The 23,665-nt window shown below is 71.4% G+C and carries 17 protein-coding genes and 1 pseudogene; 4 read left to right on the forward strand and 14 right to left on the reverse strand.

Translation table 11 applies throughout. The features are described from left to right. Positions 1-14: 14 nt before the first annotated feature. On the reverse strand, positions 15-1,457 hold the full coding sequence (locus ACWCV9_RS02730; protein WP_450784233.1) for an arabinofuranosidase catalytic domain-containing protein: 1,443 nt from the start codon (positions 1,455-1,457) through the stop codon (positions 15-17). Between the two features lie 504 nt (positions 1,458-1,961). Here ACWCV9_RS02730 and ACWCV9_RS02735 point away from each other — a divergent pair. From ACWCV9_RS02735 to ACWCV9_RS02745, 3 genes are all read left to right on the forward strand, one after another. Further along, positions 1,962-3,005 (forward strand): LacI family DNA-binding transcriptional regulator, encoded by a 1,044-nt coding sequence (locus tag ACWCV9_RS02735; protein ID WP_450783868.1) that lies wholly within the window; start codon positions 1,962-1,964, stop codon positions 3,003-3,005. 92 nt (positions 3,006-3,097) lie between these two features. After that, positions 3,098-4,078, forward strand: coding sequence for an expansin EXLX1 family cellulose-binding protein (locus ACWCV9_RS02740; RefSeq protein ID WP_450783869.1), 981 nt, complete (start codon positions 3,098-3,100; stop codon positions 4,076-4,078). Between the two features lie 33 nt (positions 4,079-4,111). Continuing rightward, complete coding sequence (locus ACWCV9_RS02745) at positions 4,112-6,094, forward strand: glycoside hydrolase family 31 protein (RefSeq protein WP_450783870.1); 1,983 nt, start codon at positions 4,112-4,114, stop codon at positions 6,092-6,094. 4 nt (positions 6,095-6,098) lie between these two features. Here ACWCV9_RS02745 and ACWCV9_RS02750 read toward each other — a convergent pair whose 3' ends face one another. The 10 genes from ACWCV9_RS02750 to ACWCV9_RS02795 form a co-directional block, all read right to left on the reverse strand. After that, on the reverse strand, positions 6,099-6,815 hold the full coding sequence (locus ACWCV9_RS02750) for a FadR/GntR family transcriptional regulator (RefSeq protein ID WP_450783871.1): 717 nt from the start codon (positions 6,813-6,815) through the stop codon (positions 6,099-6,101). Next, a complete protein-coding gene (locus ACWCV9_RS02755) occupies positions 6,806-7,816 on the reverse strand; it encodes an aldo/keto reductase (protein ID WP_450783872.1) in 1,011 nt (336 codons plus the stop codon). The genes ACWCV9_RS02750 and ACWCV9_RS02755 overlap by 10 nt, the downstream gene beginning before the upstream one ends. Before the next feature lie 39 nt (positions 7,817-7,855). Next, positions 7,856-8,617: an SDR family oxidoreductase gene (locus tag ACWCV9_RS02760; RefSeq protein ID WP_450783873.1), complete on the reverse strand. Its 762-nt coding sequence runs from the start codon at positions 8,615-8,617 to the stop codon at positions 7,856-7,858. Continuing rightward, positions 8,614-9,657: a zinc-dependent alcohol dehydrogenase gene (locus ACWCV9_RS02765; protein ID WP_450783875.1), complete on the reverse strand. Its 1,044-nt coding sequence runs from the start codon at positions 9,655-9,657 to the stop codon at positions 8,614-8,616. Before ACWCV9_RS02765 ends, ACWCV9_RS02760 begins: the two co-directional genes overlap by 4 nt. Continuing rightward, positions 9,654-10,091, reverse strand: a complete 438-nt coding sequence (locus tag ACWCV9_RS02770) for an RbsD/FucU family protein (RefSeq protein WP_385846210.1) — start codon at positions 10,089-10,091, stop codon at positions 9,654-9,656. Before ACWCV9_RS02770 ends, ACWCV9_RS02765 begins: the two co-directional genes overlap by 4 nt. Before the next feature lie 21 nt (positions 10,092-10,112). Then, the gene (locus ACWCV9_RS02775; protein ID WP_450783877.1) at positions 10,113-11,438 is read right to left on the reverse strand and encodes an L-fuconate dehydratase; all 1,326 of its coding nucleotides are present in this window, start codon (positions 11,436-11,438) and stop codon (positions 10,113-10,115) included. Between the two features lie 93 nt (positions 11,439-11,531). Continuing rightward, entirely contained in the window at positions 11,532-12,572 is a 1,041-nt protein-coding gene (locus ACWCV9_RS02780; RefSeq protein ID WP_385846213.1) for an ABC transporter permease, read from the reverse strand. Then, positions 12,565-14,094: a sugar ABC transporter ATP-binding protein gene (locus tag ACWCV9_RS02785; protein ID WP_450783878.1), complete on the reverse strand. Its 1,530-nt coding sequence runs from the start codon at positions 14,092-14,094 to the stop codon at positions 12,565-12,567. Before ACWCV9_RS02785 ends, ACWCV9_RS02780 begins: the two co-directional genes overlap by 8 nt. A gap of 49 nt (positions 14,095-14,143) precedes the next feature. Beyond that, a complete protein-coding gene (locus tag ACWCV9_RS02790; RefSeq protein WP_450783880.1) occupies positions 14,144-15,205 on the reverse strand; it encodes a sugar ABC transporter substrate-binding protein in 1,062 nt (353 codons plus the stop codon). Positions 15,206-15,438: 233 nt separating this feature from the next. Next, positions 15,439-16,581, reverse strand: a complete 1,143-nt coding sequence (locus ACWCV9_RS02795; RefSeq protein WP_450783882.1) for an SGNH/GDSL hydrolase family protein — start codon at positions 16,579-16,581, stop codon at positions 15,439-15,441. A 539-nt stretch (positions 16,582-17,120) separates the two neighbouring features. Between ACWCV9_RS02795 and ACWCV9_RS02800 the strand changes: the two are divergent. Beyond that, positions 17,121-17,366, forward strand: a pseudogene (locus tag ACWCV9_RS02800) (integrase core domain-containing protein); the annotation flags it as partial. Here ACWCV9_RS02800 and putP read toward each other — a convergent pair. From putP to ACWCV9_RS02815, 3 genes are all read right to left on the reverse strand, one after another. Next, positions 17,363-20,944 carry a sodium/proline symporter PutP gene (gene putP, locus ACWCV9_RS02805; protein ID WP_450783884.1) on the reverse strand — a complete coding sequence of 1,194 codons (3,582 nt, stop codon included), beginning with the start codon at positions 20,942-20,944 and terminating at the stop codon, positions 17,363-17,365. The pseudogene ACWCV9_RS02800 and the gene putP overlap by 4 nt on opposite strands. Before the next feature lie 175 nt (positions 20,945-21,119). Continuing rightward, positions 21,120-21,764, reverse strand: coding sequence for a dihydrofolate reductase family protein (locus tag ACWCV9_RS02810; protein ID WP_450783885.1), 645 nt, complete (start codon positions 21,762-21,764; stop codon positions 21,120-21,122). 148 nt (positions 21,765-21,912) lie between these two features. Further along, the gene (locus ACWCV9_RS02815; RefSeq protein ID WP_450783887.1) at positions 21,913-23,541 is read right to left on the reverse strand and encodes an IclR family transcriptional regulator domain-containing protein; all 1,629 of its coding nucleotides are present in this window, start codon (positions 23,539-23,541) and stop codon (positions 21,913-21,915) included. Positions 23,542-23,665 lie beyond the last annotated feature (124 nt).

Raw genomic sequence — 23,665 nt, forward strand, 5'->3', positions numbered from 1 at the left:
CAGGTCAGCTCAGGTCAGCTGACGCTCCACTGCTGGTTGGAGCCGCCGTTGCACGGCCAGAGTTCGGCCAGGGCTCCGTCGGCCGTGGAGGCGCCGGTGACGTCGAGGCAGAGTCCGGACTGGGTGCCGGTGACGGTGCCGTCGGAGTTGAACTGCCACTGCTGGTTGGCGCCGCCGTTGCACGGCCAGGTCTCCACCTTGGTGCCGGCGGACGTCTGGTTGTCGTACGCGTCCAGGCACATCTGGCTGCTGCCGCTGTAGACCGTCAGCTGGTTGGAGGACGTGCGGGTCCAGGTCTGGTTGGCGGCGCCGCTACAGCTCCAGATCTGCACCTGCGTACCGGCCGTGGTGGACGAGTTCGGCACGTCCAGGCACTTCCCCGCGCCCACCGCGTGCAGCGCGCCGGTGCTCGTGCCGCCCGTGGCGTTGCTGTATCCGGCCGCGGTGATGTTGGCCTGGACGGCGTTCTCGGTGGCGTCCGACGGATAGCCGGAGGTCATCACGCCTTCGTAGAACGTGCCTTGTGCGCCCTTGCTGTTGTCGCCGCCGGTGCCGAGGATGATGGCGCCCTGCTTGCGCATCGGGTTGTAGCCCGCGACATTGGGGCGCACCCCGTCGTAGAACGTGGACAGGTTGCCCGACTGGGCGTTGCCGCCGCGGATCGCCCAGTGGTTGGGGCCGCCCTTGATGATGGCGGTCGTGTAGCGGTAGTTGATGGTCGGATCATTGGCGTTGTAGCGCTGGTTCACGCCGGAGAAGAGGCCGTTCTCCAGATCGGCCATGATCCACGGGCCGTTGCCCGAACCGTAGCCCCAGACCTTGATGTTGCCGAAGTAGATGGCCTCCATCGTGCCGTTGCCGTCGTCGTTGCTGTCCGTCTCGGCATTGCCGTAGTCGAAGCAGCAGCCGCCGTTGTAGTGCGTGCCGTCGAGGACCGCGTACATGCCTTCCGGGTTGTCCCCGGTCGCGATGCCGTTGGTGTGGTTGTTCCGGTAGCCCGTGCCGGGCGCCACGAAGACGCCGTAGGCCTTGTGGCCGCCGACCATGGTGGGCGCGGCGGTCGCGTTGGCGAGGTTGTCGGGGCCGCCCGCGGCCCCGCCCCCGGGCGCCTGGGTGAGGTTGTTCCCGCGGCCCGACTGGTCGTAGATGATCGTGATCAGACAGGTCGTCCCGGAGCAGAACGCGTCCTGGGCCGCGGCGTCGGCGTATCCGCCCGCGCTCAGCACACCGATGTTCCGGGTCGTGTTGTCCGAGGCACGCCGCACCTGGTACAGCGGCCCGTTGTACGCGGCGTACAGCGCTCGCGTCGTGCTGTGCGCGGCCACACAGGGCGTACCGCCCGCCGCGTAGATGTCGCACGGCCCCGAGGTGGCGGCCCCCGCCGGGCCGGCCGTGGCCGTGGCGCCGATCAGCGTCGCGGCGACGAGCGCGACCGCGGCCCCGACGCGGGCGGCCATGGTCCGCCGGGAGCGGGGCGGGTGCGACGGCTGAGGGATGTGTGCCGGATCCGGCGCGCTTTCCGGCCTGCGACGGCGTCGTACCGCCTCGAGCAACAGCTGGACGCCACCGCGGCCGGACAGCGGGTGACGTCTTCCACGTACGGTGCTCATCTGATCTCCCCACCGTGCCGACGCCACCCGGCCGGGTTGGTGCGGGTGGCGCCGACAGCTCCGGAAGCGCTTGAACGCGCGTTTCTTTACAGCGTGATTGCAGAGAGGTTTCGGGGGGAGACGGTGCTCCCGGTGTCGCAGTGCTGTCAAGGGTGTGGGAGGTCCGGGACCAAGGTTGTCGCGGAATCGATTCGACGGCTGGATTGCACCGGTCAGGGCCGGACCTTGACCCTGACTTCGTCCGGTCGTAGCCTCCTTTGTCGAAGCGCTTCCGTGGAATCGGTTCGCAGCCCCCTCGCCCACGGCGTCCAGGTACCCTGGCTCCCTGCGGGTGAGTGCGTGAGGAGCTGTATGAACATCGGGGAGATCGCTCGGCGCGCCGGCGTGTCACGCAGCACGGTGTCGTACGCACTCAGCGGCAAGCGACCGGTCTCGACCAGCACCCGCAAACGCATCCAGGACGTGATCAACGAACTGGGGTATCGCCCCAACGCGACCGCGAGGGCACTCAAGGAGGGCCGGACCCGGACGATCGGTCTGGTCATACCACCGGCCGGCAACCGGCTCACCCATATGCAACTGGACTTCGTCGCCAGCGTGGTCGACGCCGCCGCCCGGGTCGATCTCGATGTGCTGCTGTCCCCGTCCGGCGGGGGGCACGACCGTTCCTTCGAGCGGCTGGTCTCCGAGGGCCGGGTGGACGGTGTCATTCTGATGGAGATCCGCCTGGAGGACCCACGGGTGGGCCGGCTCCAGGCGGCGGGACTGCCCTTCGTCGGCATCGGGCGCACGGCCGACGACCACCGGATGTCCTGGATCGACGTCGACTACGCCGGCCTGGTCGGGCACTGTGTGCGGCATCTCGCCGATCTGGGGCACCAACGGGTGGCTCTGGTCACGCGGTCCAGGGAACTCGTCTCGGCCGGTTACGGCCCCGCGCGCAGGGCCAGTGAGGGTTTCCGGGTGGCCGTGGCGGAACGCGGTCTCGACGGCATCGAAGTGCCCTGCGAGGACGACGCCCGCTCCGGCCAGGAATGCGTCGAGGCGCTGCTGCGCGACCATCCCGGACTCACCGCGGTCACCACCATCAACGAGGCCGCGCTGCCCGGCATCGAGCGCGCGCTGGCGGACAGCGGCCTCAGTGTGCCGTACGACTTCTCCGTCACCGGTGTCGCGGCCAGGACCTGGGCCGAGGACTTCCGCCCGCCGCTCACGGCCGCCGATGTTCCGGCCCAGGAGATGGGCGAGAAGGCCGTTGCCCTGCTGGTGGAACGCATCGCCGCACCGGACACCCCGGCCCGGCACATCCTGTTGACCCCGCCCATCTCGCTGCGCTCCAGTACGGGCGCCGCACCCACCGGCCGCACGGCGCGGGTCAAGCGCGCGGCGCGCTGAACCGGGGACGTGTCAGAACTCGTCGGCAACCTTTCCGCGTCCTGCGGTCACTGAGCAGTGCACCATCGACGCGATGCTCCGAACGGACTGACATGAAGACAGAGACCATGACCGCGCGGCGGGCCGCGCGACAGCGCCGGCGCAGACGCAGGCTGATGCTGGGCACCGCCGTCGCGCTGGCCTCGGCGGGGGTGGTGGCCGCTCTGGTCCTGGCGCTGCTCCCCGACCACAGGGCCGATGCCGGGACCGCCGTCACCGCCCGGGCGATCCCGACGTCCTCGCCCGAGGCGGGCGGCCCGGCCGCGCCGGGCGCCCCGGCCCGGGCGGGAACCCCGACGGCGACGCGCACGGCTGCTCCGGTTCACCCCCCGGCGTCCCCGGCGGCATCCGCGGCGGCGAAACCCTCGGCCACGGGTACGTCGCGGCCTCCGCGCCCGACGCCCACAGCAGCACCCGCGGCCGGACGGATCCGGCCCGGCACCGCCTACCGGGGTGTCGCCACCGCCTACGAGGCCGGCGACGGAAACGGCGCCTGCCTGTTCGGCCCGAGCCCCGACCTCATGGTCGCCGCGATGAACACCACCGACTACGAGTCGTCCCGGGCGTGCGGGGCGTACGTCCTCGTCCGCGCGGCGAACGGCGCCTCCGTCACGGTGCGGATCACCAACGAGTGCCCGGCTCCCTGCGCGCCCGGCCAGATCGACCTCAGCCGGCAGGCGTTCGCCCGACTCGCCGACCTCTCCGTCGGCCGGATCCCGATCACCTGGAGGCTGGTGAGCCCCGGTGCGGTCGGCACCCTCTCGATCCGGTACAAGACGGGCTCCAGCCGCTACTGGTGCGGCATCCAGGCGATCGGCCACCGCAATCCGGTGGCCGCGCTCGAGGTCCGCACCGCGCGCGGCTGGCGGCGCCTGCCGCGTACCGGCTACGACTACTTCCTCTCGGCCGACGGCAGCGGTTGCGGCGGCGCGATCAGACTCACGGACATCTACGGTGAACGGCTCACCCTCAGCGGCATCGCGCTGCGGCCGGACGTCGTACAGCCGACCGGGGTCCAGTTCTCGCGCCACTGACCGCACCGCCGTCACGCAGCAAAGGAATCCACCTTGCCCTACAGCATCCGCGCGGGCGGTCTGGAACGGCACACCGCCGCAGAGATCCTCCGCATCGAGCCCTGGGGACCGGACGCCGTCCGGGTGCGGGCCTCGTCCGGGACCCTCGACCCCGGCGCCCCCGGCGCGCTGGAGAGCCCCCCGCCCGGCCCGCCCGCCGAGCTGTCCGTGTCGGACGACGGCCGTGCCCGCATGGTCAACGGCCGCCTGGCGGTCGAGGCGTCCGCGGAGGGCCGGCTGACGTTCCTGCATGCCGTCTCGGGCCGCGAACTCCTCGCCGAGCGGCTCCCGTACACGCCTCACACCGGCGCTCGAGTCCACGCGGCGGGCGGCCGGACGGAACAGTCCTTCCAGGCCTACGACGGCGAACGGCTGCACGGTCTGGGGCAGCATCCGCACGGGCGCCTGGACCAGAAGGGCTGTGTGATCGACCTCGTCCAGAGCAACACCGTGGCGGCCATCCCCTTCCTGCACTCCTCGCGCGGCTACGGCCTGCTGTGGAACAACCCTGCCACCGGCCGGGCCGAGCTGGGCGCGGACGCCACCCGGTGGACCGCCGACGCCGGCGGGCGCATCGACTACTGGATCACCGCCGGTGACACCCCGGCCGGGATCCTGGACTCCTACACCCGGGCCACCGGACGCCCGCCCCTGCTGCCCGAGTGGGCGTCCGGTTTCTGGCAGTCGAAGCTGCGCTACCGCACCCAGGACGAACTCCTGGCGGTGGCACGGCAGTACCGGGAGCGCGGGCTGCCGCTGTCCGTCATCGTCTGCGACTTCTTCCACTGGCCGAGGATGGGCGACTGGCGTTTCGAGGAGAGCGAGTGGCCCTCCCCCGCCGCCATGGTCGAGGAGCTGACCGGCCTCGGGGTGAGACTCGCCGTCTCGGTGTGGCCCACCGTGGAGCCCGGCAGCGACACACACGAGGAGCTGCGCGCGGCCGGACACCTCGTCCGGGACACCGACGGCGGCCTGCTCACCTTCCCGTGGCCGTCCCGGTACGGCGGGGACGCGCTGACCCGCCCGATGGCGTACTACGACGCCACCCACCCCGGGGCACGCGCCGCGCTGTGGCAGCGGCTGAACGACAACTACCGTTCGCTGGGCGTGCAGTGCTTCTGGCTGGACGCCTGCGAACCCGACCTGCCCCGGGACCTCGCCGAGCGCGCCGTCTACGCGGCCGGGCCGGCCGCCGAGGCCGCGCACCTCTACCCGCTGGAGCACACCCGTGCGGTGGCCGACGGCCTGCGCGCGGCGGGCGAGGACCGGCCGCTGTCGCTGGTCCGCTCCGCGTGGGCGGGCAGCCAGCGGCACGGCGCCCTGCTGTGGTCCGGCGACATCCCGCCCACGTTCGACTCCCTCGCGCGCCAGATCAGGGCGGGGCTCAATGTCGCGATGAGCGGGATCCCCTGGTGGAACACCGACATCGGCGGCTTCGCCGGCGGCGACCCGGACGACCCCGCCTACCGCGAGCTGCTGATCCGGTGGTTCCAGTACGGCACCTTCAGCCCCGTGATGCGGCTGCACGGGGACCGCGAGCCCCACCATCCCACCTTCTCCGCGGACATGACCGGCGGGCCGAACGAGGTCTGGTCGTACGGCCAGCGGGCGTACGGCATCCTCCGCGACCACCTGCTGATGCGGGAACGCCTGCGCCCGTACCTGAAGAGGCTGTCCGAGGACGCCCACCGCACCGGTGCCCCGCCGATGCGCCCGCTGTTCTTCGACTTCCCCGGGGACGAGCACGCCTGGGACGTGGACGACCAGTTCCTGCTCGGCCCCGATGTGCTGGTGGCGCCCGTGTACGAGGCGGGTGCCCGGGCCCGCCGGGCCTATCTGCCGTCCGGCACCCGCTGGCTCGACCCGGTCAGCGGGCGGGTGCTGGAGGGCGGTACGACGCTCGACGCCGCGGCCCCGCTGGAGCGCATCCCGGTCTTCGTGCGGGAAGGGGCCGACGTCGCGGCCTGCTTCGCGTGAACCGTCAGGGCGAGGGCGGGGCGCCGTACTGTTCGACCGAGCGCAGGTGTTCCCTCAGCCACTGCTCGGTGTTGCTCACGTGCAGCAGTGCGGCGGCCTGGCTGAGGGCGGCGTCGCGGGTGGACAGCGCGTTGAAGATCGCCTCGTGCTCGGCAAGGGTGCGGGCCGCCGCCTTGTCGTCGACCAGGCCGCGCCAGATCCGGGCGCGCAGGGTGCGGCCGGAGATTCCTTCCAGGAGGGTGAGGAGGGTCTCGTTGCCCGTGGCCGCCACGACGGCGCGGTGGAAGGCGGCGTCGTGGGCGTTGAGGCGTTCGACGTCGTCGCGGGCCGCGCGCATGGCGTCCAGGTGCTGCTTCACCTCGGCCAGCTGCTCGTCGGAGATCCGCGTGGCCGCCAGGGCCGTGGCCAGCGGTTCGAGGAGCCGCCGTACCTCCATGAGGTCCCGCAGGGCGACCGAGTCGCCCTGGAGCAGCTCCACCGCTCCCCCGAGCCCTTCCAGCAGCAGGCTCGGCTGCAGGCTGGTCACATAGGTGCCGTCGCCGCGCCGCACCTCCAGGACCCGCGCGACGGCCAGCGCCTTGACCGCTTCCCTGGCGAGGTTGCGGGACAGCCCCAGCTGGGCGGCCAGGTCCGGCTCGGGCGGGAGCTTCGAGCCCGGGGGCAGCGCGCCGGTCCGGATCAGCTCACGGATCCGCTCGATGGCCTTGTCCGTCAGCGACACCGCGCATCCCTCCCACCATGGCCCGCGAGCACGTCCGACCTGATCAGCCCCTGAGTGCGGAGGTCGGCCCAGAGGCCGTCCGGAACACGCCGGTCATGGAGTTCCACGTTGTGTCCGACCTGTTCCGCAGTGCGCATGCCGAGGGTGACGTTGATGATACTGGGGTGCGTGTACGGGAAGGCAATCGCGGCCGCGGGCAGGCTGGTGCCGTGCGCCTCGCAGACCTCGGCGATCGCCTGGGCCCGGGCGATGAGGGCCGGCGGAGCGTCCTGGTAGTCGTACTTCACGCCCTCGGCGGGCCGGTCCTGGGCGAGGATGCCGGAGTTGAACACGCCCGCCGCCACCACGCTCTTGCCGTGTTCCCGCGCGGCGGGCAGGACGTCGTCCAGCGCCGACTGGTCCAGCAGGGTGTAGCGGCCTGCCAGCATCACCACGTCGGCGGCGGTCTCGCGCAGGAAGCGGGCGAGCATGGCCGACTGGTTCATGCCGGCGCCGATCGCGCCGATCACCCCCTGGTCGCGCAGATCCGCGAGCGTGGGCATGGCCTCCTCGGCCGCCTGCCGCCAGTGGTCGTCCGGGTCGTGCAGGTAGACGATGTCCAGCCGGTCCAGGCCGGTGCGCTCCAGCGTCTCCTCGAGGGAGCGGAGCACACCGTCGCGGCTGAAGTCCCACCGCCGGCGCAGGTCGTCGCGTACGACGAAGCCCTCGGTGTCGGTGCCGCGGGGTTCCTCGTTGGGCACCAGCAGTCTGCCCACCTTGGACGAGATGACGTACTCGTCGCGCGGGCGGCCTCGCACGGCGGCGCCCAGGCGGCGTTCGGAGAGGCCGAGGCCGTAGTGCGGTGCGGTGTCGAAGTACCGTATGCCGGCCTCCCAGGCCGCGTCGACGGCGGCGGTCGCCTCGTCGTCCGGGGTGACGCGGTAGAGGTTGCCGATCACGGACGCCCCGAAGCCCAGCTCGGTGAGTGAGACGGGCGTGTGCGGGATCTTCCGGTGCTGCACGGTGTGCTCCTGGGGTGCGGGCGAGTGAGGCGCCGCCGCTCATCGGCCGAGCCATCCTCCGTCGACGGGCAGGACGACGCCGTGGACGTAGGCGGCGGCGTCGGAGGCGAGGAAGACCGTGGCGCCCGCGAGGTCGTCGGCGGCGCCCCAGCGTCCGGCGGGGATGCGGTCCAGGATCGCCTTGCTGCGGACGGGGTCGTCCTGGAGCGCCTGGGTGTTGTCGGTGGCGATGTAGCCGGGCGCGATGGCGTTGACGTTCACCCCGTGCGGCGCCCACTCGTTGGCCAGCGCCTTGGTCAGTCCGGCGATGCCGTGCTTGGCGGCGGTGTAGCCGGGGACGGTGATGCCGCCCTGGAAGCTGAGCAGCGACGCGGTGAAGATGACCTTCCCCGTTCCGCGGGCGAGCATGGCCGCGCCGACCGCCCGGGTCAGCGCGAACTGCGCGTTGAGGTTGACCTGGAGGACCAAGTCCCAGTCCGCGTCGGTGTGTTCGGTGGCCGGGGCACGGCGGATCGTGCCGGCGTTGTTGACCAGGATGTCCACCGGCCGCTCGCGCCCGGCCAGGTCCGCGCCCAGGGCGCGTACGGCCTCGGGGTCGGCGAAGTCGGTCCGGATCGCCTCGAAGGTACGGCCCGCGGCGGTGACGTCCTTCTCCACCGCGCTGCCGGACTCCTCCAGCGAGGCGCTGACGCCGATGACGTCCGCGCCGGCCTCGGCGAGCGCGCGGGCCATGGCCCGACCGATCCCGCGCCGGGCTCCGGTGACGACCGCGAGCTTCCCCGTGAGGTCGAAGGAGGTCATGCGGTGGCTCCCTCAAAAGTGTCGGTGCAGTCCACGAGGATCTTCATCACGTCTCCACCGCCCTCCAGCGCCTCGAACGCGGCCGGCGCCTGGGTGAGCGGCACGACCTTGCTGATCAGCCGCTCGGCCGGAATGGTCCCGTCGGCCACCAGGGCGACCGCCTTCTCGAAGTCGGAGCGGTCGTACAACCGCGCCCCGACGAGGGTGAGTTCGCGCCAGAAGAAGCGGTGCAGGTTCACCTCGCGGGGGCGGGGGTGGATCGCGACGAGGCAGAGGCGGCCGCGTACGCCGAGCACATCGACAGCGGTGTCCACGCCGCCCGCCGCACCGGACACCTCGAAGGCGACGTCCGCGCCCGCGTCCGCGGTCCACGCGCCGACCAGCGCCGGCACGTCGTCGGCGGCCGGGTCCCAGGTCGCCAGGCCCAGCTCCTCGGCGAGCAGCCGCCGGTGCGCGCTCAGCTCCACCACCCGCACATCGGCGCCCGCGGAGCGCGCGACCAGCGCGATGAGGACGCCGACCGGACCGCCGCCGACCACGACGACCTTCTCACCCTCGCGGACCTGGGCCCGGCCCACATCGTGCACGGCGACCGCGGTCGGTTCGACGAGGGCCGCCCGGTCGAGGGGAAGGGAGTCGGGCAGCCGTACGAGTGTCGAGGCGGGCACGGTCCAGCGCTGCTGCATCGCGCCCGGCGAGTCGATGCCGATGAAGTCCAGGTGCTGACAGATGTGCTGGTGGCCGTTGCGGCAGGCGGGACAGGTGTCGTCCCAGCGCAGCGGCATCACGGTCACCGCATCACCGGGCCGCCAGCCCTCCACGCCCGGCCCGACGCGTACGACCCGTCCGGCCATCTCGTGCCCCAGAACGGCGGGCGCGGCGACCCGGGCGTCCATGTCGCCGTGGAAGATGTGCAGGTCGGTCCCGCAGATGCCGACGTAGGCGGGGGCCAGCTCCACCTCGCCGGGACCGGGCGGCGCACTGAGTGCGGGTGCCGTGTCCAGGGTGCGGGCGGCCGTGTAGCGGACTGCGAGTGTCATCGTGGGGTCAGGGTCCCTTCCGCGCGGACGCCGATGGTCAGCAGCAGGTTGGCGTAGGTGCGGGTGTCGGCGGTGACGATCGCCAGTGCCAGGTCGGGTGACCGTGCGGCGTCGTAGAACTCGAACCGGCCGAGCGTCTGTACCGGGGCGGGCGCGAGCCGGGCGCGGTACTCGGCGATGGCCGGTGGCTCCGGTTCGCCCTCGGGCGCCACCATCACCTGTGCCGATTCCACGGGGATCGCCCGCAGCAGGACGTCGAGCACGGTGGTGACGTCCAGCAGGCCCGGACTGAGGTTGAGGTGGACGGTTCTGGCCCGCTCGCCGGTGGCCGTACCGGCGGGGTAGTGGCCGTCGGCGAGCAGGACGCGGGCGCCGTGCCCGGATCCGGCGAGGGCTTCGAGGATCCCGGGGTGCAGCAGTTCCGTCAGGAGCACCGGATTCCCTCCTTCGGGGCTTCAGACACGGGCGGTCCAGACGGGGCCCTCGGGGTAGGAGTACTCCTTGAGGGACTCGGGGTGCATCTGCGCGCTCAGCCCCGGCAGCGTCGGCGCGAGGTAGTGGCCGCCGACGACCCGCACCGGGTCGATGAAGTGTTCGTGCAGGTGGTCGACGTACTCGATGACGCGGTCCTCGGTCGTGCCGGAGACGGCGACATAGTCGAACATCGACAGGTGCTGGACCATCTCGCACAGGCCGACGCCGCCCGCGTGCGGGCAGACCGGCACGCCGAACTTCGCGGCGAGCAGCAGGATCGCGATGTTCTCGTTGACGCCGCCGACCCTCGCGGAGTCGATCTGCACGATGTCCACCGCGCCGGCCTGGAGGAGCTGTTTGAAGACGACCCGGTTGGCGACATGCTCGCCGGTGGCGACCTTGATGGGGCTGACGGCCTGGCGGACGGCCGCGTGGCCGAGGATGTCGTCCGGGAAGGTGGGCTCCTCGATCCAGTACGGGTCGTAGGGGGCGAGGGCGCGCATCCAGTCGATCGCGGCGCCGACGTCCCATCTCTGGTTGGCGTCGACGGCGATGCGGATGTCCGGGCCGACCGCCTCGCGGGCGACGCGCAGGCGTCGTACGTCGTCCTCCAGCGAGGCACCGACCTTCAGCTTGATCTGGGTGAAGCCGTCCGCGACCGCCTCCCGGGACAGGCGGGCCAGCTTCTCGTCGGAGTAGCCGAGCCAGCCGGGAGTGGTGGCGTAGGCCGGGTAGCCGCGTTCCAGCAGCCGTGCGGTCCGCTCCTCGCGTCCCGGTTCGGCGCGGCGCAGGATGTCCAGGGCCTCTTCGGGGGTGAGGGCGTCGCTGAGCCAGCGGAAGTCGACCTGGGCGACCAGGTCCGCGGGTGACATCTCGGCGAGGAACCGCCACACGGGCTTGCCGGCCCGCTTGGCGGCCAGGTCCCAGGCGGCGTTGACCACCGCGCCGGTGGCCATGTGGATGGCGCCCTTCTCCGGCCCGAGCCAGCGGAGTTGGGGGTCGTGGACGAGGGAGCGGGAGAAGGCCCCGAGGTCGGCGCAGACCTCCTCGACCGGCCGTCCCACCACGTGCGGGGCGAGGGCGGCGATGGCGGCGGCCTGGACGTCGTTGCCGCGGCCGGTGGTGAAGGCCAGCGCGTGGCCCTCCAGTCCGTCGCCGGCGTCGGTGCGCAGGACGGCGTAGGCCGCGGAGTAGTCGGGTTCGGGATTCATCGCGTCCGAGCCGTCCAGGTGCTCGGACGTCGGGAACCGCACGTCCAGCACGTCCAGAGCGGTGATGCGGGCGGATGAGGGCACGGTGGAGGACATGGCGGCAACTCCTGTGAGGACAAGGGGGAACCGGTCCCCTTGCGACGGGACGTGGACACGGCGGAGGTCGGGCGGCCGGCAGGGCCGCCCGGGTCACTCCTGGACCTTGCCGCCGGTGATGCGGGAGATGGCGAGGGCGACCAGGATGATCAGGCCGTTGAGCGCGCCGATCCACTGGGCGGGGACGCCCGCCAGCGTGAGCACGTTCTGGATCATGAACAGCAGGAGGATGCCGCAGAACGCGCCGAACATCGTGCCCTTGCCGCCGTTGAGGCTGATCCCGCCGATGACGGCAGCGGCGAAGACGGTGAAGATGTAGCCGTTGCCCTGCGCCGAGGCGACCGAGGCCAGGCGTCCGGAGAGCATCAGTCCGGCGAGGGCGGCGAGCACGCTGCCGGTGACGATGACGATCCACAGCACCCGGTCGGTGCGGATGCCGGCGGCCTTGGCGGCGTCGACGTTGCCGCCGATGGCGTACAGCGAGCGGCCGAAGCCGGTCCAGCCGAGGACCACGATCGCGACCGCGAACAGGGCCAGGCAGATCCAGATGGAGGCGGGCATGCCGAACCATTCGGCGGTGCCGATGTAGAGCATCGACGGCGGCAGCTGGAAGAAGGTCTGGCCGCCGGAGATGCCGGTGAGGATGCCGCGCAGGACGATCAGCATGCCCAGGGTGACGATGAAGCCGTTGAGGCCGAAGCGGATGATCAGCAGGGCGTTGACGACGCCGACTAGGGCGCCCACGGCGAGGGTGACGGGGACGGCCCAGGCGCCGGGGAGGAGGCCGAGTCCGTGTCCGGCGCCGGCCGGGACGACCAGCCACGCGGCCACGCCGGGCGCGAGGCCCATGGTGGACTCCAGGGACAGGTCCATCTTCTTGACGATCAGGATCATCGTCTGGGCGAGGACCAGCAGGGCCATCTCGGACATGGTCTGGAGGACGTTGATGAGGTTGTCGGCCTGGAGGAAGACCGGGTTGACGATCTGGCCGACGACCGCGATGACGACGATCGCGGGGACGAGGGCGAGGTCGCGCAGCCGGGCCAGGGGGATCCGGCCGCCGAGCAGCGCCGTGCGCCTGCGCCCGGGTGCCGCGGCCTTGGCGGCTTGGTCCGCGAGGACGGTGTCAGGCATCGAGGTCCACTCCTTCCATCGCGGCCACGAGGTCGTGGTCGTGCCAGCCGCGGGCGATCTCCGAGGTCACACGGCCCTGGAACATCACCAGGACCCGGTCGCACATGCGCAGGTCGTCGAGTTCGTCGGAGGCGACGAGCACTCCGGTGCCGGTCTTGGCGGTCTCCTCGACCTTGCCGAGGAGGAACTCCTTGGAGCGCACGTCCACGCCCGCGGTCGGGTTGATCAGCACCAGCAGCCGCGGGTCGTCGGCCAGTGCGCGGGCCATGACGACCTTCTGCTGGTTGCCTCCGGACAGGGCGGAGACGGGCAGTTCGGGACCGGGGGTCTTGATCGCGAGGTTCTCGATCAGGTCCTCGGCGAGCCGGTCCCGGCGGCCGTGGTTGAGGAACCCGTGCCGGCCGAGCCGTTTCGGGACGGACAGCGTGGCGTTGTCCGCGATCGACATGCCGGGAACGAAACCCTGGTGGTGCCGGTCCTGCGGGACGAACCCGGCGCCGGCGGCGAGCGCCGCGGGCACGCTGCCCGGCCGGGGCCGGCTCCCGGCGATGTGCACCTCGCCCGCCCGGGGCGCCCGCAGTCCTACGACGGTCTCGGCGACCTCGGTGCGGCCGCTGCCGGCCGCCCCCGCGAGGCCGACGATCTCGCCGGCCCCGACCTGGAGGCTCACGTCGTCGTATCCGTCGCCCCGCAGGCCGCGGACGGTCAGTGCGGCCGTGGCGCCGGGGTCCAGGGTGCCGGTGCGTTCGTCACGCAGGCCGGCCGGTGCCTCGCCGGTCATGGCGGCGACCAGGTCGGCGCGGGGCAGTTCGGCGACCGGCGCGGTCAGGATGTGCCGGGCGTCCCGGAACACCGTCACCATGTCGCAGATCTCGTAGATCTCCTGGAGATGGTGGCTGATGAACAGGAAGGTCACGCCCTGGCGTTGCAGGTCGCGGATGCGGTCGAAGAGCCGGTTGATGGCGGCCGCGTCGAGCTGGGCGGTCGGCTCGTCGAGGATGATGAACCGGGCACCGAAGGAGAGCGCCCGTGCGATCTCGATGAACTGCCGCTGCTCGACGCTCAGTTCACCGGCCGGGGTCTGCGGGTCGACCTCCACCGACCAGGCCGACAGCAGCTCCTGTGCGCGGCGCCGGGTGGCCTGCCAGCTGATGAGCCGGCCGGTCCCGCGGTCGTGCCGGTTCAGGAAGAGGTTCTCCGCGACGGTCAGCCCGGGGATGATCGTCGACTTCTGGTACACGCAGGCCACGCGGCGCCGCCAGGCGTCGCGGTCGCCGAGCCGGGGCGCCGGCTCGCCGCCGAAGGTCACGGTTCCCTCGTCGGGGGCCTGAAGGCCGGTGAGGACCGACACCAGGGTCGACTTGCCGGCTCCGTTGCGGCCGACGAGCGCGTGTGTCTCGCCCGGCCTGATGGTGATCCGGGCCCCGTCGAGGGCCACCGTCGGACCGAACCGTCTGACGATGCCCGTCGCCTCGACGACGGGCGGGGCTGCGGGGGTGACGTCTCGCTCCCCGTCGCTCATCTCAACCGCCTTGTTCTCGTGGTCCGTTGTGTTCCGGTTCCGGGGGAGGTCAGCCGAGGTTGTTGCCCCACAGCGACGTGGCGTCGCTCCTGACGCTGGGCACGCCGCCGTAGGTGGCGCCGTCGGCGGTGACGAGCGGGGCGGGGAGCTGGTCCTCCAGCACGCCGTCGCGGACCTTGATGACGGTGCTGTCGTGGTCGGTCTTGCCGGGCTTGAACGTCTTTCCGTCGATCGCGGCCTTCAGGTAGTACAGGGCGTACTTGGCGTACAGGTCGGCCGGCTGGGAGACGGTGGCGTCGATCTTGCCCTCGGCGATGGACTTGAGTTCCTCGGGGATGCCGTCGTTGGACACGATGAAGACGTGCTTCTTGTCCTTCGGGCCCACCGACAAGCCCTTCTGCTTGAGCACCTGGAGCGTGCCGGACAGGGCGAAGCTGGACTCCATGTAGACGCCCTTGACGTCCGGGTTGGCGGTCAGGTCGGTCTGGAGCTTCTGGGCGGCGACCGCGCCGTCCCAGTTGGTGGCCTCACCGAGCACCTTGATGCCGGGGTAGTTCTTCTTCATGCAGTCGTTGAACGCCTCGGTGCGGTCACGGCCGTTGATCGAGTCGAGGCCGCCCTCCAGCATGACGACCTTGCCGGTGCCGTTCAGCTTCGTGCCGAGGAACCGGCAGGCCTTCTCTCCGTAAGCGCGGTTGTCGGCCCGCACCACCATGAACACCTTGCCGCTGTCGGGGCGGGTGTCGATGGTGACGACGGGGATCTTCTTCGCCTCCAGCTGGGCGAGGGTGGGTGCGATGGCGGCGGTGTCCTGGGGCGCCATCGCGATGCCCTTGACGCCCTGGCTGATGAACGTCTGGGCGTTGGCGGTGAGCTTGGCGACGTCGTTCTGCGAGTTGGTGGTCTTCAGGTCCAGGCCCAGCTGTTTGCCGTACTGGGGCGTGTACTTGATGTAGGAGTTCCAGAAGTCGGTGTCGGAGCGCGGGTAGTCGACCCCGACCAGCGGCTCGCCGCCCGACGACGCGGAGGTGGAGCCATTGCCGCACGCGCTGAGCAGAGCCAGTGCGGACAGGGCGGAGACGGATGAACAGAGGGCGGTTCTGAGTCTCATCGATGCTTCCTCGCGCTCGTCCCTGGGCGGGAGCCGTTTCGCCTCGGCGACAGCGGTGTGTTGCCGTGCGGTAGAGATGGGATGTTTATAGAGGCGGCCTTCTCGCGGTGTCCAGCCTTGTGCGTCAACTTCCTCGGATTACCTGGTTTTCAGCCGCCCCTCGGTGGGGGTACTACCCTGAGAGGATCAGGGATCCATCCCATCAATCCGCTGCATGCCGGTTCCCGGTGCCGTCACCAGCCCGTCGGCAGGCCGGTGAGGAAGGAGGTGAGCCGGTCGGCGATGAGGCGGTCGTCGTGGGCCGAGTAGTGCCAGTCGCAGCCGAGGAAGTCCAGGCCCGAGTCATCGAGGAGCCAGTAGCGGACCCGGCTGTCGCCGGCGTCGTTGCGCGCCTTGACCACCTGCTGGACATAGCCGGCGTACTGACCGGCGCCCACCGCCACGATGGTCGTGCCGGCCCCGTAGCGCGACCGCAGCTTCTGCACGAAGTCGCCGTAGGCGGTGCGGTAGGCCGCCGCAAGGCTGTCGGGCGTCCACGGTTCACCGGGGTTGATGGCGGTGGAGAAGTCGTTGGTGCCCAGGTTGACCACCACGACCTGGGGGCGCCAGGTACCCGGGTTCTGCCAGACATCGCCCGGCGTGTTCAGCAGGGCACGGTCGTAGAAGGTCCGGTACGTGACGTCCGGCGAGCCTCCGTTGTAGTTGCGCACCATGCCGAGGCCCGAGTAGCCGTTGATCTGGTAGTCGGCGTTCAGTTTCCGGGCGGTGAGGGCGCCGTAGCTCACGTCGGCGTCGGTGTTCCGCTTGAGCTGGTCCGCGGTGCAGGTACGGGAGGTCGAGAGGTTGCCGTAGCCCACCGTGAGGGAGTCGCCGATGAACTCGATCTGGCGGCTGCGGGCCGCCGGCCTGCTCAGTACGGCACCTCCGGGCGCGGCGACGAAGCCTCCGAACGTGCTGGTGCTCCACGGGGTGTCGTCGCGCTTCACCAGCCGGACGGTGTGCGTGCCGTTCGCCAGGCCGTTGATCCAGTGTGTGGTGTTGCCGGGCGTGACGAGCGTGGCGACGGTGGATCCGTCGATCCGGACGTCGTAGTCGGCGGCCGAGTCGCCGAGGACGATGCCCACGCCGGTGCCGCGGACGCGGCCCTCGAAGTACACGCCGGGCCAGCTGTACCGCACCGAGCTTCCGTCGTCCTCGACCCGCCCCGCGGTGTGCACCTGCGCCAGCACTCCCGCCTTGTACCGCGCGCTCGTGTCGACGGTGGCCGCATGTGCCGTCCCGGCGGCGCCCAAGCCGGTCAGCAGTCCCACCATCAGGGTGGTCACCACGGTGAGCACACCCGTACGCCTGCCACGCCACTGCATCCTGAGTGTCATACCCGCACACGATATTGTCGAAGCGCTTCGCAAGTAACCGGGCGGCGACGCTTCGTGGTCGGAATCGGCCGGCATGAGGACAGGGCCGTTTCGCTAGGGCCTCTCTTTCGGATCTTGCCGGCGTCGCGGGCCCTGGCACGCACATCTGCTGCGTTGTCGTCCCTCGCCGACGCTCCGCGTCGACTCCCTCCTCCGCCTTGCATCTGCACGCACCAGACCCCGCTCGGGTTAGCCAAAAGGTGCCGGCGCCGCAGCCGACCTGATCCGAAAGAAAGGCCCTAGGTGTTCTGTCCTGGGAGGTTGTGGACGGGTGGGCCAGGTCTCGGCTGAGGGGTCTTGAACGGGTGAGGGCCTTCCGGTTCGGTGTGGATTGCGACGTCTACACCAACCGAAAGGCCCTCGTGGTCCACCGTAATGCACCCCTGTCCGAGACCGGCCGTCTGCGTCTGGCCCGCTGCGTGGTCGAGGACGGCTGGCCGCTGCGCCGGGCCGCCGAACGCTTCCAGGTCTCACCGACCACGGCATGGCGTGACCTCCTGGCAGCGGCCGGGATCACCCACAAGCGAACCCGGCCCTACCGGCCGCAGACGAACGGCAAGGTCGAACGCCTCAACCGCACCCTGCTGGAGGAGTGGGCCTACGCCCGCCCCTACCGCTCAGAAACCGAACGCCGCGACGCGTTCCCGCAATGGCTGCACACCTACAATCACCACCGCGGACACACCGCGCTCGCAGGCAAACCACCCGCCAGCCGCGTCCCCAACCTCACAGGGCAATACACCTAGGCGATCGGGTCGGCCTGGGTGGTCTGCTCCGTCCAGATGATCTTGCCGTGGGCGGTGTAACGGGTGCCCCATCGGTGGGCGAGCTGGGCCACGATGAGCAGGCCGCGGCCGCCCTCGTCGGTGGTCCGGGCGTGCCGCAGGCGCGGCGAGGTGCTGCTGCCGTCGGAGACCTCGCAGATCAGGCCCCGGTCCTGGATCAGACGCAGCACGACGGGTCCGCTCGCGTGGCGGATGGCGTTGGTGACCAGTTCGCTGACGATGAGTTCCGTGGTGAACGTCAGGTGCGGGATGCCCCAGTCGGTCAGCTGCCGGGTGGCGAGGCTACGGGCGTGCGCGACGGCGGCCGGATCGCTGGGCAGGTCCCAGGAGGCGACCTGCTCCGGGGCCAGCACCCGGGTCCGGGCGAGGAGCAGGGCCGCGTCGTCCATCGGAGGACCGTTCAGGAGACTGTCGATCACGCTGCGGCCGGTCTCCTCCAGGGTCGGCCGGGGGACCGCGAGGACATCACCGAGCCGAGCTATCCCGACGTCGATGTCCCGGTCGACGGACTCCACGAGGCCGTCGGTGTAGAGCGCGATGAGGCTGCCCTCGGCCAGCTCGGTCTCGGTGGCCTGGAAGGGGAGGTAGCCCAGGCCGAGGGGTGGTCCGGCGGGAATGTCCAGGATCTCCGCCTCGCCGCCGGGTCCGACGACCATCGGGGGCAGATGACCGGCTCGCGCCATGACACACCGCCCGCTGACCGGGTCGTAGACGGCGTACAGGCAGGTGGCGCCCAGGAAGGCGGCGCCCGTCGCCTCGCCCTCGGCCGCCGCCGGCGCATCGGTGTGCGCTCCCATGAGACCGATGACCAGGTCGTCCAGATGGGCCAGCAGCTCGTCCGGGGAGAGGTCGAGGTTGGCGAGCGTCCGTACGGCGACACGCAGGCGCCCCATGGTCGCGGCCGCGTTGATGCCGTGCCCGGCCACGTCTCCGACGACCAGTGCGATGCGGGCACCGGACAGCGGGATCACATCGAACCAGTCGCCGCCCACGCCACTGGGGGCGTCCGCGGGAAGGTACCAGGAGGCCGCCTCCAGGGCGGAGCCCCCGTGCAGGTCCTGCGGGAGCAGATAGCGCTGCATGGAACGGGCCGCGCTGCGTTCGCGGGTGAACCGGCGTGCGTTGTCGATGCACACCGCCGCGCGCGAGACGAGTTCCTCGGCCAGGCGTACGTCGTCCTCCTCGAAGGGCCCCAGCCGCCCGGAGCGGGCGAAGGTCGCCACGCCCAGAGTGACCCCGCGGGCGCGCACGGGGACCACCATCACCGAGCGGAGGCCGTACTGGAGGAGCGAGGCGCCCAGCGTCTCGTCCACGGTCACCCAGGGGCTGTCCTTGGCGTCCAGGACCCGTTCGACCAGGGTTCTGCTCTCCATCAGGCAGCGGGTCACGGGCGACTCGGGGGCCCGCCGGACCGCCTCCCCCACGGCCAGGGAGGACTCGGGGCAGCCCTCGCGCACCGACTGCTGGGCCGCGCGTCGGATGACAGGCTCCATGCCGACCGGCCCGGGTGCCGGCTCCTCGCCGCTCATCACCGAGTCCAGCAGATCGACGGCCACGAAGTCGGCGACGGCCGGCACCGCGTCGTCGGCGAGTTCCTGCGCGGTCCGCGACACGTCCAGGGTGCTGCCGATGCGGCTCGCGGCGTCGTTGAGCAGGGCCAGGCGTTCCTGGGCCCGCCACCGCTCGGTGATGTCGATGATCATGTACCAGACGCCCACGTTCTGGCCGTGGCGGTCCTTCATCGCGAAGAAGGAGACGGAGATCGCACGGCTCCGGTCGGGCTGCGAGAAGTTCGCCCCCCGGTATTCGTAGTCCATCACCGGAGTGCCGGTCTCCAGGACCTGGCGCATCTGCTCCTCGAAGGCCTCCGCCTCGGCCTGCGGCAGGACCTCCGCCAGCCGCCGCCCCAGCCGTCGTTTCATGGGGATCTGGTGGTCGAGCCACTCGTTCACCCAGACGTAGCGCAGGTCCGTGTCGAGCACGGCGATGCCGACCGGCGCATGGGTCAGGAAGGGCGTGAGCATCAGCTGGCTCACCCCGCCGCCCGGCATCCGCCAGAAGGCCCGTTTCGGGGGCCGGCCGACGAATCTGCCGAAGAAGAGTGCGGCGGGCGTGGCGACCAGGACGCCCGGAAGCATCTCGTAGACCCCCGACCAGGGGGGACCGAGCAGCGGACCGACCTCTTTCCACACCAGCACCGTGGCCGCACCGGACACGATCCCGGCCATGGCTCCGGCCCAGGTCATGCGCGGCCAGTAGAGCGAGAGCACGACGACCGGACCGAAGGCGGCTCCGAAGCCCGCCCAGGCGTAGCCCACGATGCCCAGCAGCCCGCCGCCTCTGAGCGCGATCAGCGAGGCCACCAGCGTCACACCGACGACGGCGGCGCGGCCCACCCACACCAGCGAGCTGTCCGAGGCGCGCCGGTTGAGGAACGCGTGGTAGAAGTCCTCGGTGAGGGCCACGGACGACACCAGGAGCTGGGAGTCGGCGGTCGAGATGATCGCGGCGAGTACGGCGATCAGCATCATCCCCGCGCCCCACGGGCTGAACAGCATGCGGCTCAGGGTGATGTACACCGTCTGCGGGTCGTGCAGCGGCGTACCGGCCTGCGCGGCGCCCAGCAGACCGACGAGCGTGGCACCGGCGAGTACGACGACGACCCAGCCGGTCTCGATACGACGGGCCACGGGAACGGCACCGGTGCTCCGGATGCCCATGAAGCGGGCCAGGATGTGCGGCTGGCCGAAGTAGCCGAGGCCCCAGGACAGCAGCGAGATGATCGCGACGGCGCCGAGCGACCCGCCGTGCGCGGACCACTTGCCGTCGCTCAGGTCGACCTTGGCGCCCATGTCCAGCAGGCCGGGGCTCTTGCCGTTGAGGGAGTCGCGCAGCGCCCCGAACCCGCCGAGCGCCGTGAGACCGACGACGGGGAGCACGAGCAGGGCCAGGAACATCAGCGTGGCCTGCACGACATGGGTCAGGCTCACGGCCAGGAAGCCGCCCAGGCCCGAGTAGACGACGATGACCAGGGCGGTCAGGGCCACTCCGAGCCGGAACCCGGCACCGAAGATGTGCCCGAACAGCACTCCGCCGGCCACCAGCCCGCTGGCGACGTAGAAGGTGAAGAACACGAGGGTGACCGCCGCGGAGACCAGCCGCAGCATCCGGGTACGGTCCTCGAACCGCTCCTCCAGGTACGCCGACAGGCTCACGGCGTTCCCGGCGCGCTCGGTGTAGGTGCGCAGCCTCGGCGCGACGATCAGCCAGTTCAGATAGGTGCACACCACCAGACCGACCGCGATCCAGCTCGCTCCCAGACCGGCCACGTACACGGCCCCGGGAAAGGCCAGGAAGAGCCAGCCGGACATGTCGCTGGCCCCTGCGGACAGCGCCGCGACGAGAGCGGGGAGGCGACGGCCGCCCAGGGCGAAGTCGGCGAAGGTGTGGGTACGCCGGTAGGCCCAGACACCGGTTCCGATCATGACGGCCACGTACACGAGGAACGTGACCACGATCTGCGCACTCAAGTCGGACATAATGCCTCGCCTGCGAGGTTCATGACCATGGACACGGCCGTCGCACACCGGACGGCCGTTTCTGGGCCTACAAGGCAAATCTACAGATTCCGACCGCCACCGGCCGACAGGGAACCCGTCCCGGCCGCGAGGAGCAGGCCTGTGTCACCCCCTGTCACGCCGCCATGGCCTCGCGTCACCTTCGCCAGAACAGATGGTGGGTCACCCCGCTCGGGCTGGGGACGACCTCCAGGTGGAACCGGTCGAGCAGCTCGTCGGGGGAATCCCAGAGCCGCAGGCCGGAACCGAGCTTCACCGGGGAGACCGCCACATGCAGGGTGTCCACGAGGCCGGCGTCGAGGAACTGCCGGATGGTGGTGACCCCGCCGCCGAGCCGGACGTCCTTGCCCTGCGCCGCTCCCCGCGCCCGTGCGAGGACCGTGGCCGGGTCCGCGTCGACGAAGTGGAAGGTGGTGTCGGAGAGGGTGAACGACGGACGCTCGTGGTGCGTCATCACGAACACCGGAGTGTGGAACGGGGGCTCCTCTCCCCACCAGCCGCGCCAGGCGTGGTTGTGCCAGGGCCCGCGCTGCGGCCCGAACTTGTTGCGGCCCATGATCTCGGCACCGATGTTGCGTGCGAAGTCCCGCGTGAAGTAGTCGTCCAGGCCCCGGCTCCCCCCGGGATCCGTGCGCATGGGCCAGCTGGCCGTGGCGCCGGCCCAGGAGAACAGCCTCTCGGCATGGTCGAGGCCGAACGGTCTCTCGAGGCTCTGGTGCTCGCCGGCAGCGACGCCGTCGCTCGAGACGTTGAAGTTCATGACCCTCAGCAGTTGCTCCATGTGTTCCTCACCAGGTCCTGTCGCGTCGTCGTGCGGCAGGGCGCCGCACACAGGGATGTCGAACGGGATCCCGCGGGATCGACAGCGGCCCGCCACTTTTTTGTCACGGCCCGGCTCCGAACGCCGTAACGGCCCGCCCGTCCGGTGCTCAGCGCACGCCCGTGCCGAGGACCGCTGCCGCGTCCGCCGTGATCTCGGCGGCCGTGGCGAGCAGAGCGGGCAGGATGGCCGTGCGCGCCTGCTCGACGGAGGTGCGTCCCGAGTGCAGGGCGACGTTGACCGCCGCGACGACCTCGCCGTCGGCGGCCCGCACGGGGACCGCGATCGAGCAGAGGCCCTGCTCCAGCTCCTGGTCGAGCACCGCGTGGCCGTCCCGGTCCACCTGCTCGAGGATGCGCGCGAGGTCGTCGCGGCCGGTGACCGTGTACGGGGTCAGGGGCTTGAGGTCGGCCGCGGACAGCCAGGCCGCGCGCTCCGCGGCCGGCAGTCCGGCCAGCAGGACCCGGCCCATCGAGGTGGCGTGGGCGGGGAAGCGGGTGCCCTCCGTGATGTCGACGCTCATGATCCGGCCGGCCGCGACCCGGCTCACGTATCGGATGTCGGGGCCGTCGAGCACCGCGAGGGAGGCCGATTCGCGTACGTCGCGTACGAGGCCGGCGAGGTGCGGGCGGGCGATGTCGCCGAGGGAGAGGCCGGAGAGCAGGGGGTAGCCGAGGTCGAGCACGGACGGCAGCAGCGTGAACCGGCCGTCGTCACAGGTGGCGTAGCCGAGCTGCTCCAGGGTGAGGAGGGACCGGCGGGCCGTGGCGCGGGCCAGCCCGGTGGCCTGCGCCACCGCGGACAGCGTCAGGCCGGCGCCGGAGCCGCTGCCGAGGGCGGTCAGTACGGCGAGCCCCCGGGCCAGCGACTGGAGGTATTCGGGGCCGAGTTCCCGCTTGGCGTCGGCGGTCGGGTCCGGATCGCCGGCGGGGGCGGCCGGGGGTGCCGTTCGTACGGCGGTGAGCGCGTCGGACATCAGGGCCGCGGTGTGCCGCAGCGGTTCCAGGGCGTGCTCGCGCAGGCCTTCGGCGGTGTGGCGGCTGGTGTGGCTGACCACGCTGAGGGCGCACAGGGTGCGGCCGTCGGGGGCGCGGACCGGGACGGCGAGGGCCACCAGACCGGGCTCGACGAGCTGGTCGTCAAGGGCCCAGCCGCGTCCGGCCGCGGCGGCCGCGAGCGCGCGCAGCTCCGCGTCGTCCAGGCGGGGGCGGTAGGGGCCGGGCAGCGCCGGGAAGTCCTCGGGCCGCCGGGAGCGGCGTGCGGCGAACCGCTCGTCGGGCCAGTCGGCGGCGAACAGGGCGCCGGGGGCGCAGCGGTCGGCGGGGAGCGCATCGCCGACCCGGAAGGAGACGGACAGCGCGCGGCGCCGGGTGTGCTGGACGACGAAGCGGACGGCGTCGCCGTCGGGCACCGCGACGGAGACGGATTCGTCCAGCTCGTCGGCGAGCCGCGCGGCGAGCGGGCCGGTGGCGGCGGGCACACCGCAGGCGCGCAGATAGGCGGTGCCGAGGGTCAACGCACGGGGGGCGAGGACGAGTTCGCGGTCCTCCTCGCGCAGGTGGCCGAGGTGGACCAGGGTGGTGGCGATGCGGTCCACGACCGACCGGGCCAGGCCGGTCTCCTTCGCCAGCGCACTGGCGGTCAGCCGCCCTTGAGGAGACCGGGCCAGCAGCCGGAGGACCGTGAGCCCCCGTTCCAACGGGCCGACCGGTGCCTCGACTGCGCCGTTCTGCGGCATTCGTCCTCCTCGCGCGCGCGGCGCACCCGTTGACAAGCCGACGGCGGCGGATGGACACTCGCGACCATCTCCATTTATGAACTTTAGTTCACTGGGCGAACACCTGCAACGTCTCACGCCGACG

This window comes from Streptomyces sp. NPDC001606 (assembly GCF_053596835.1).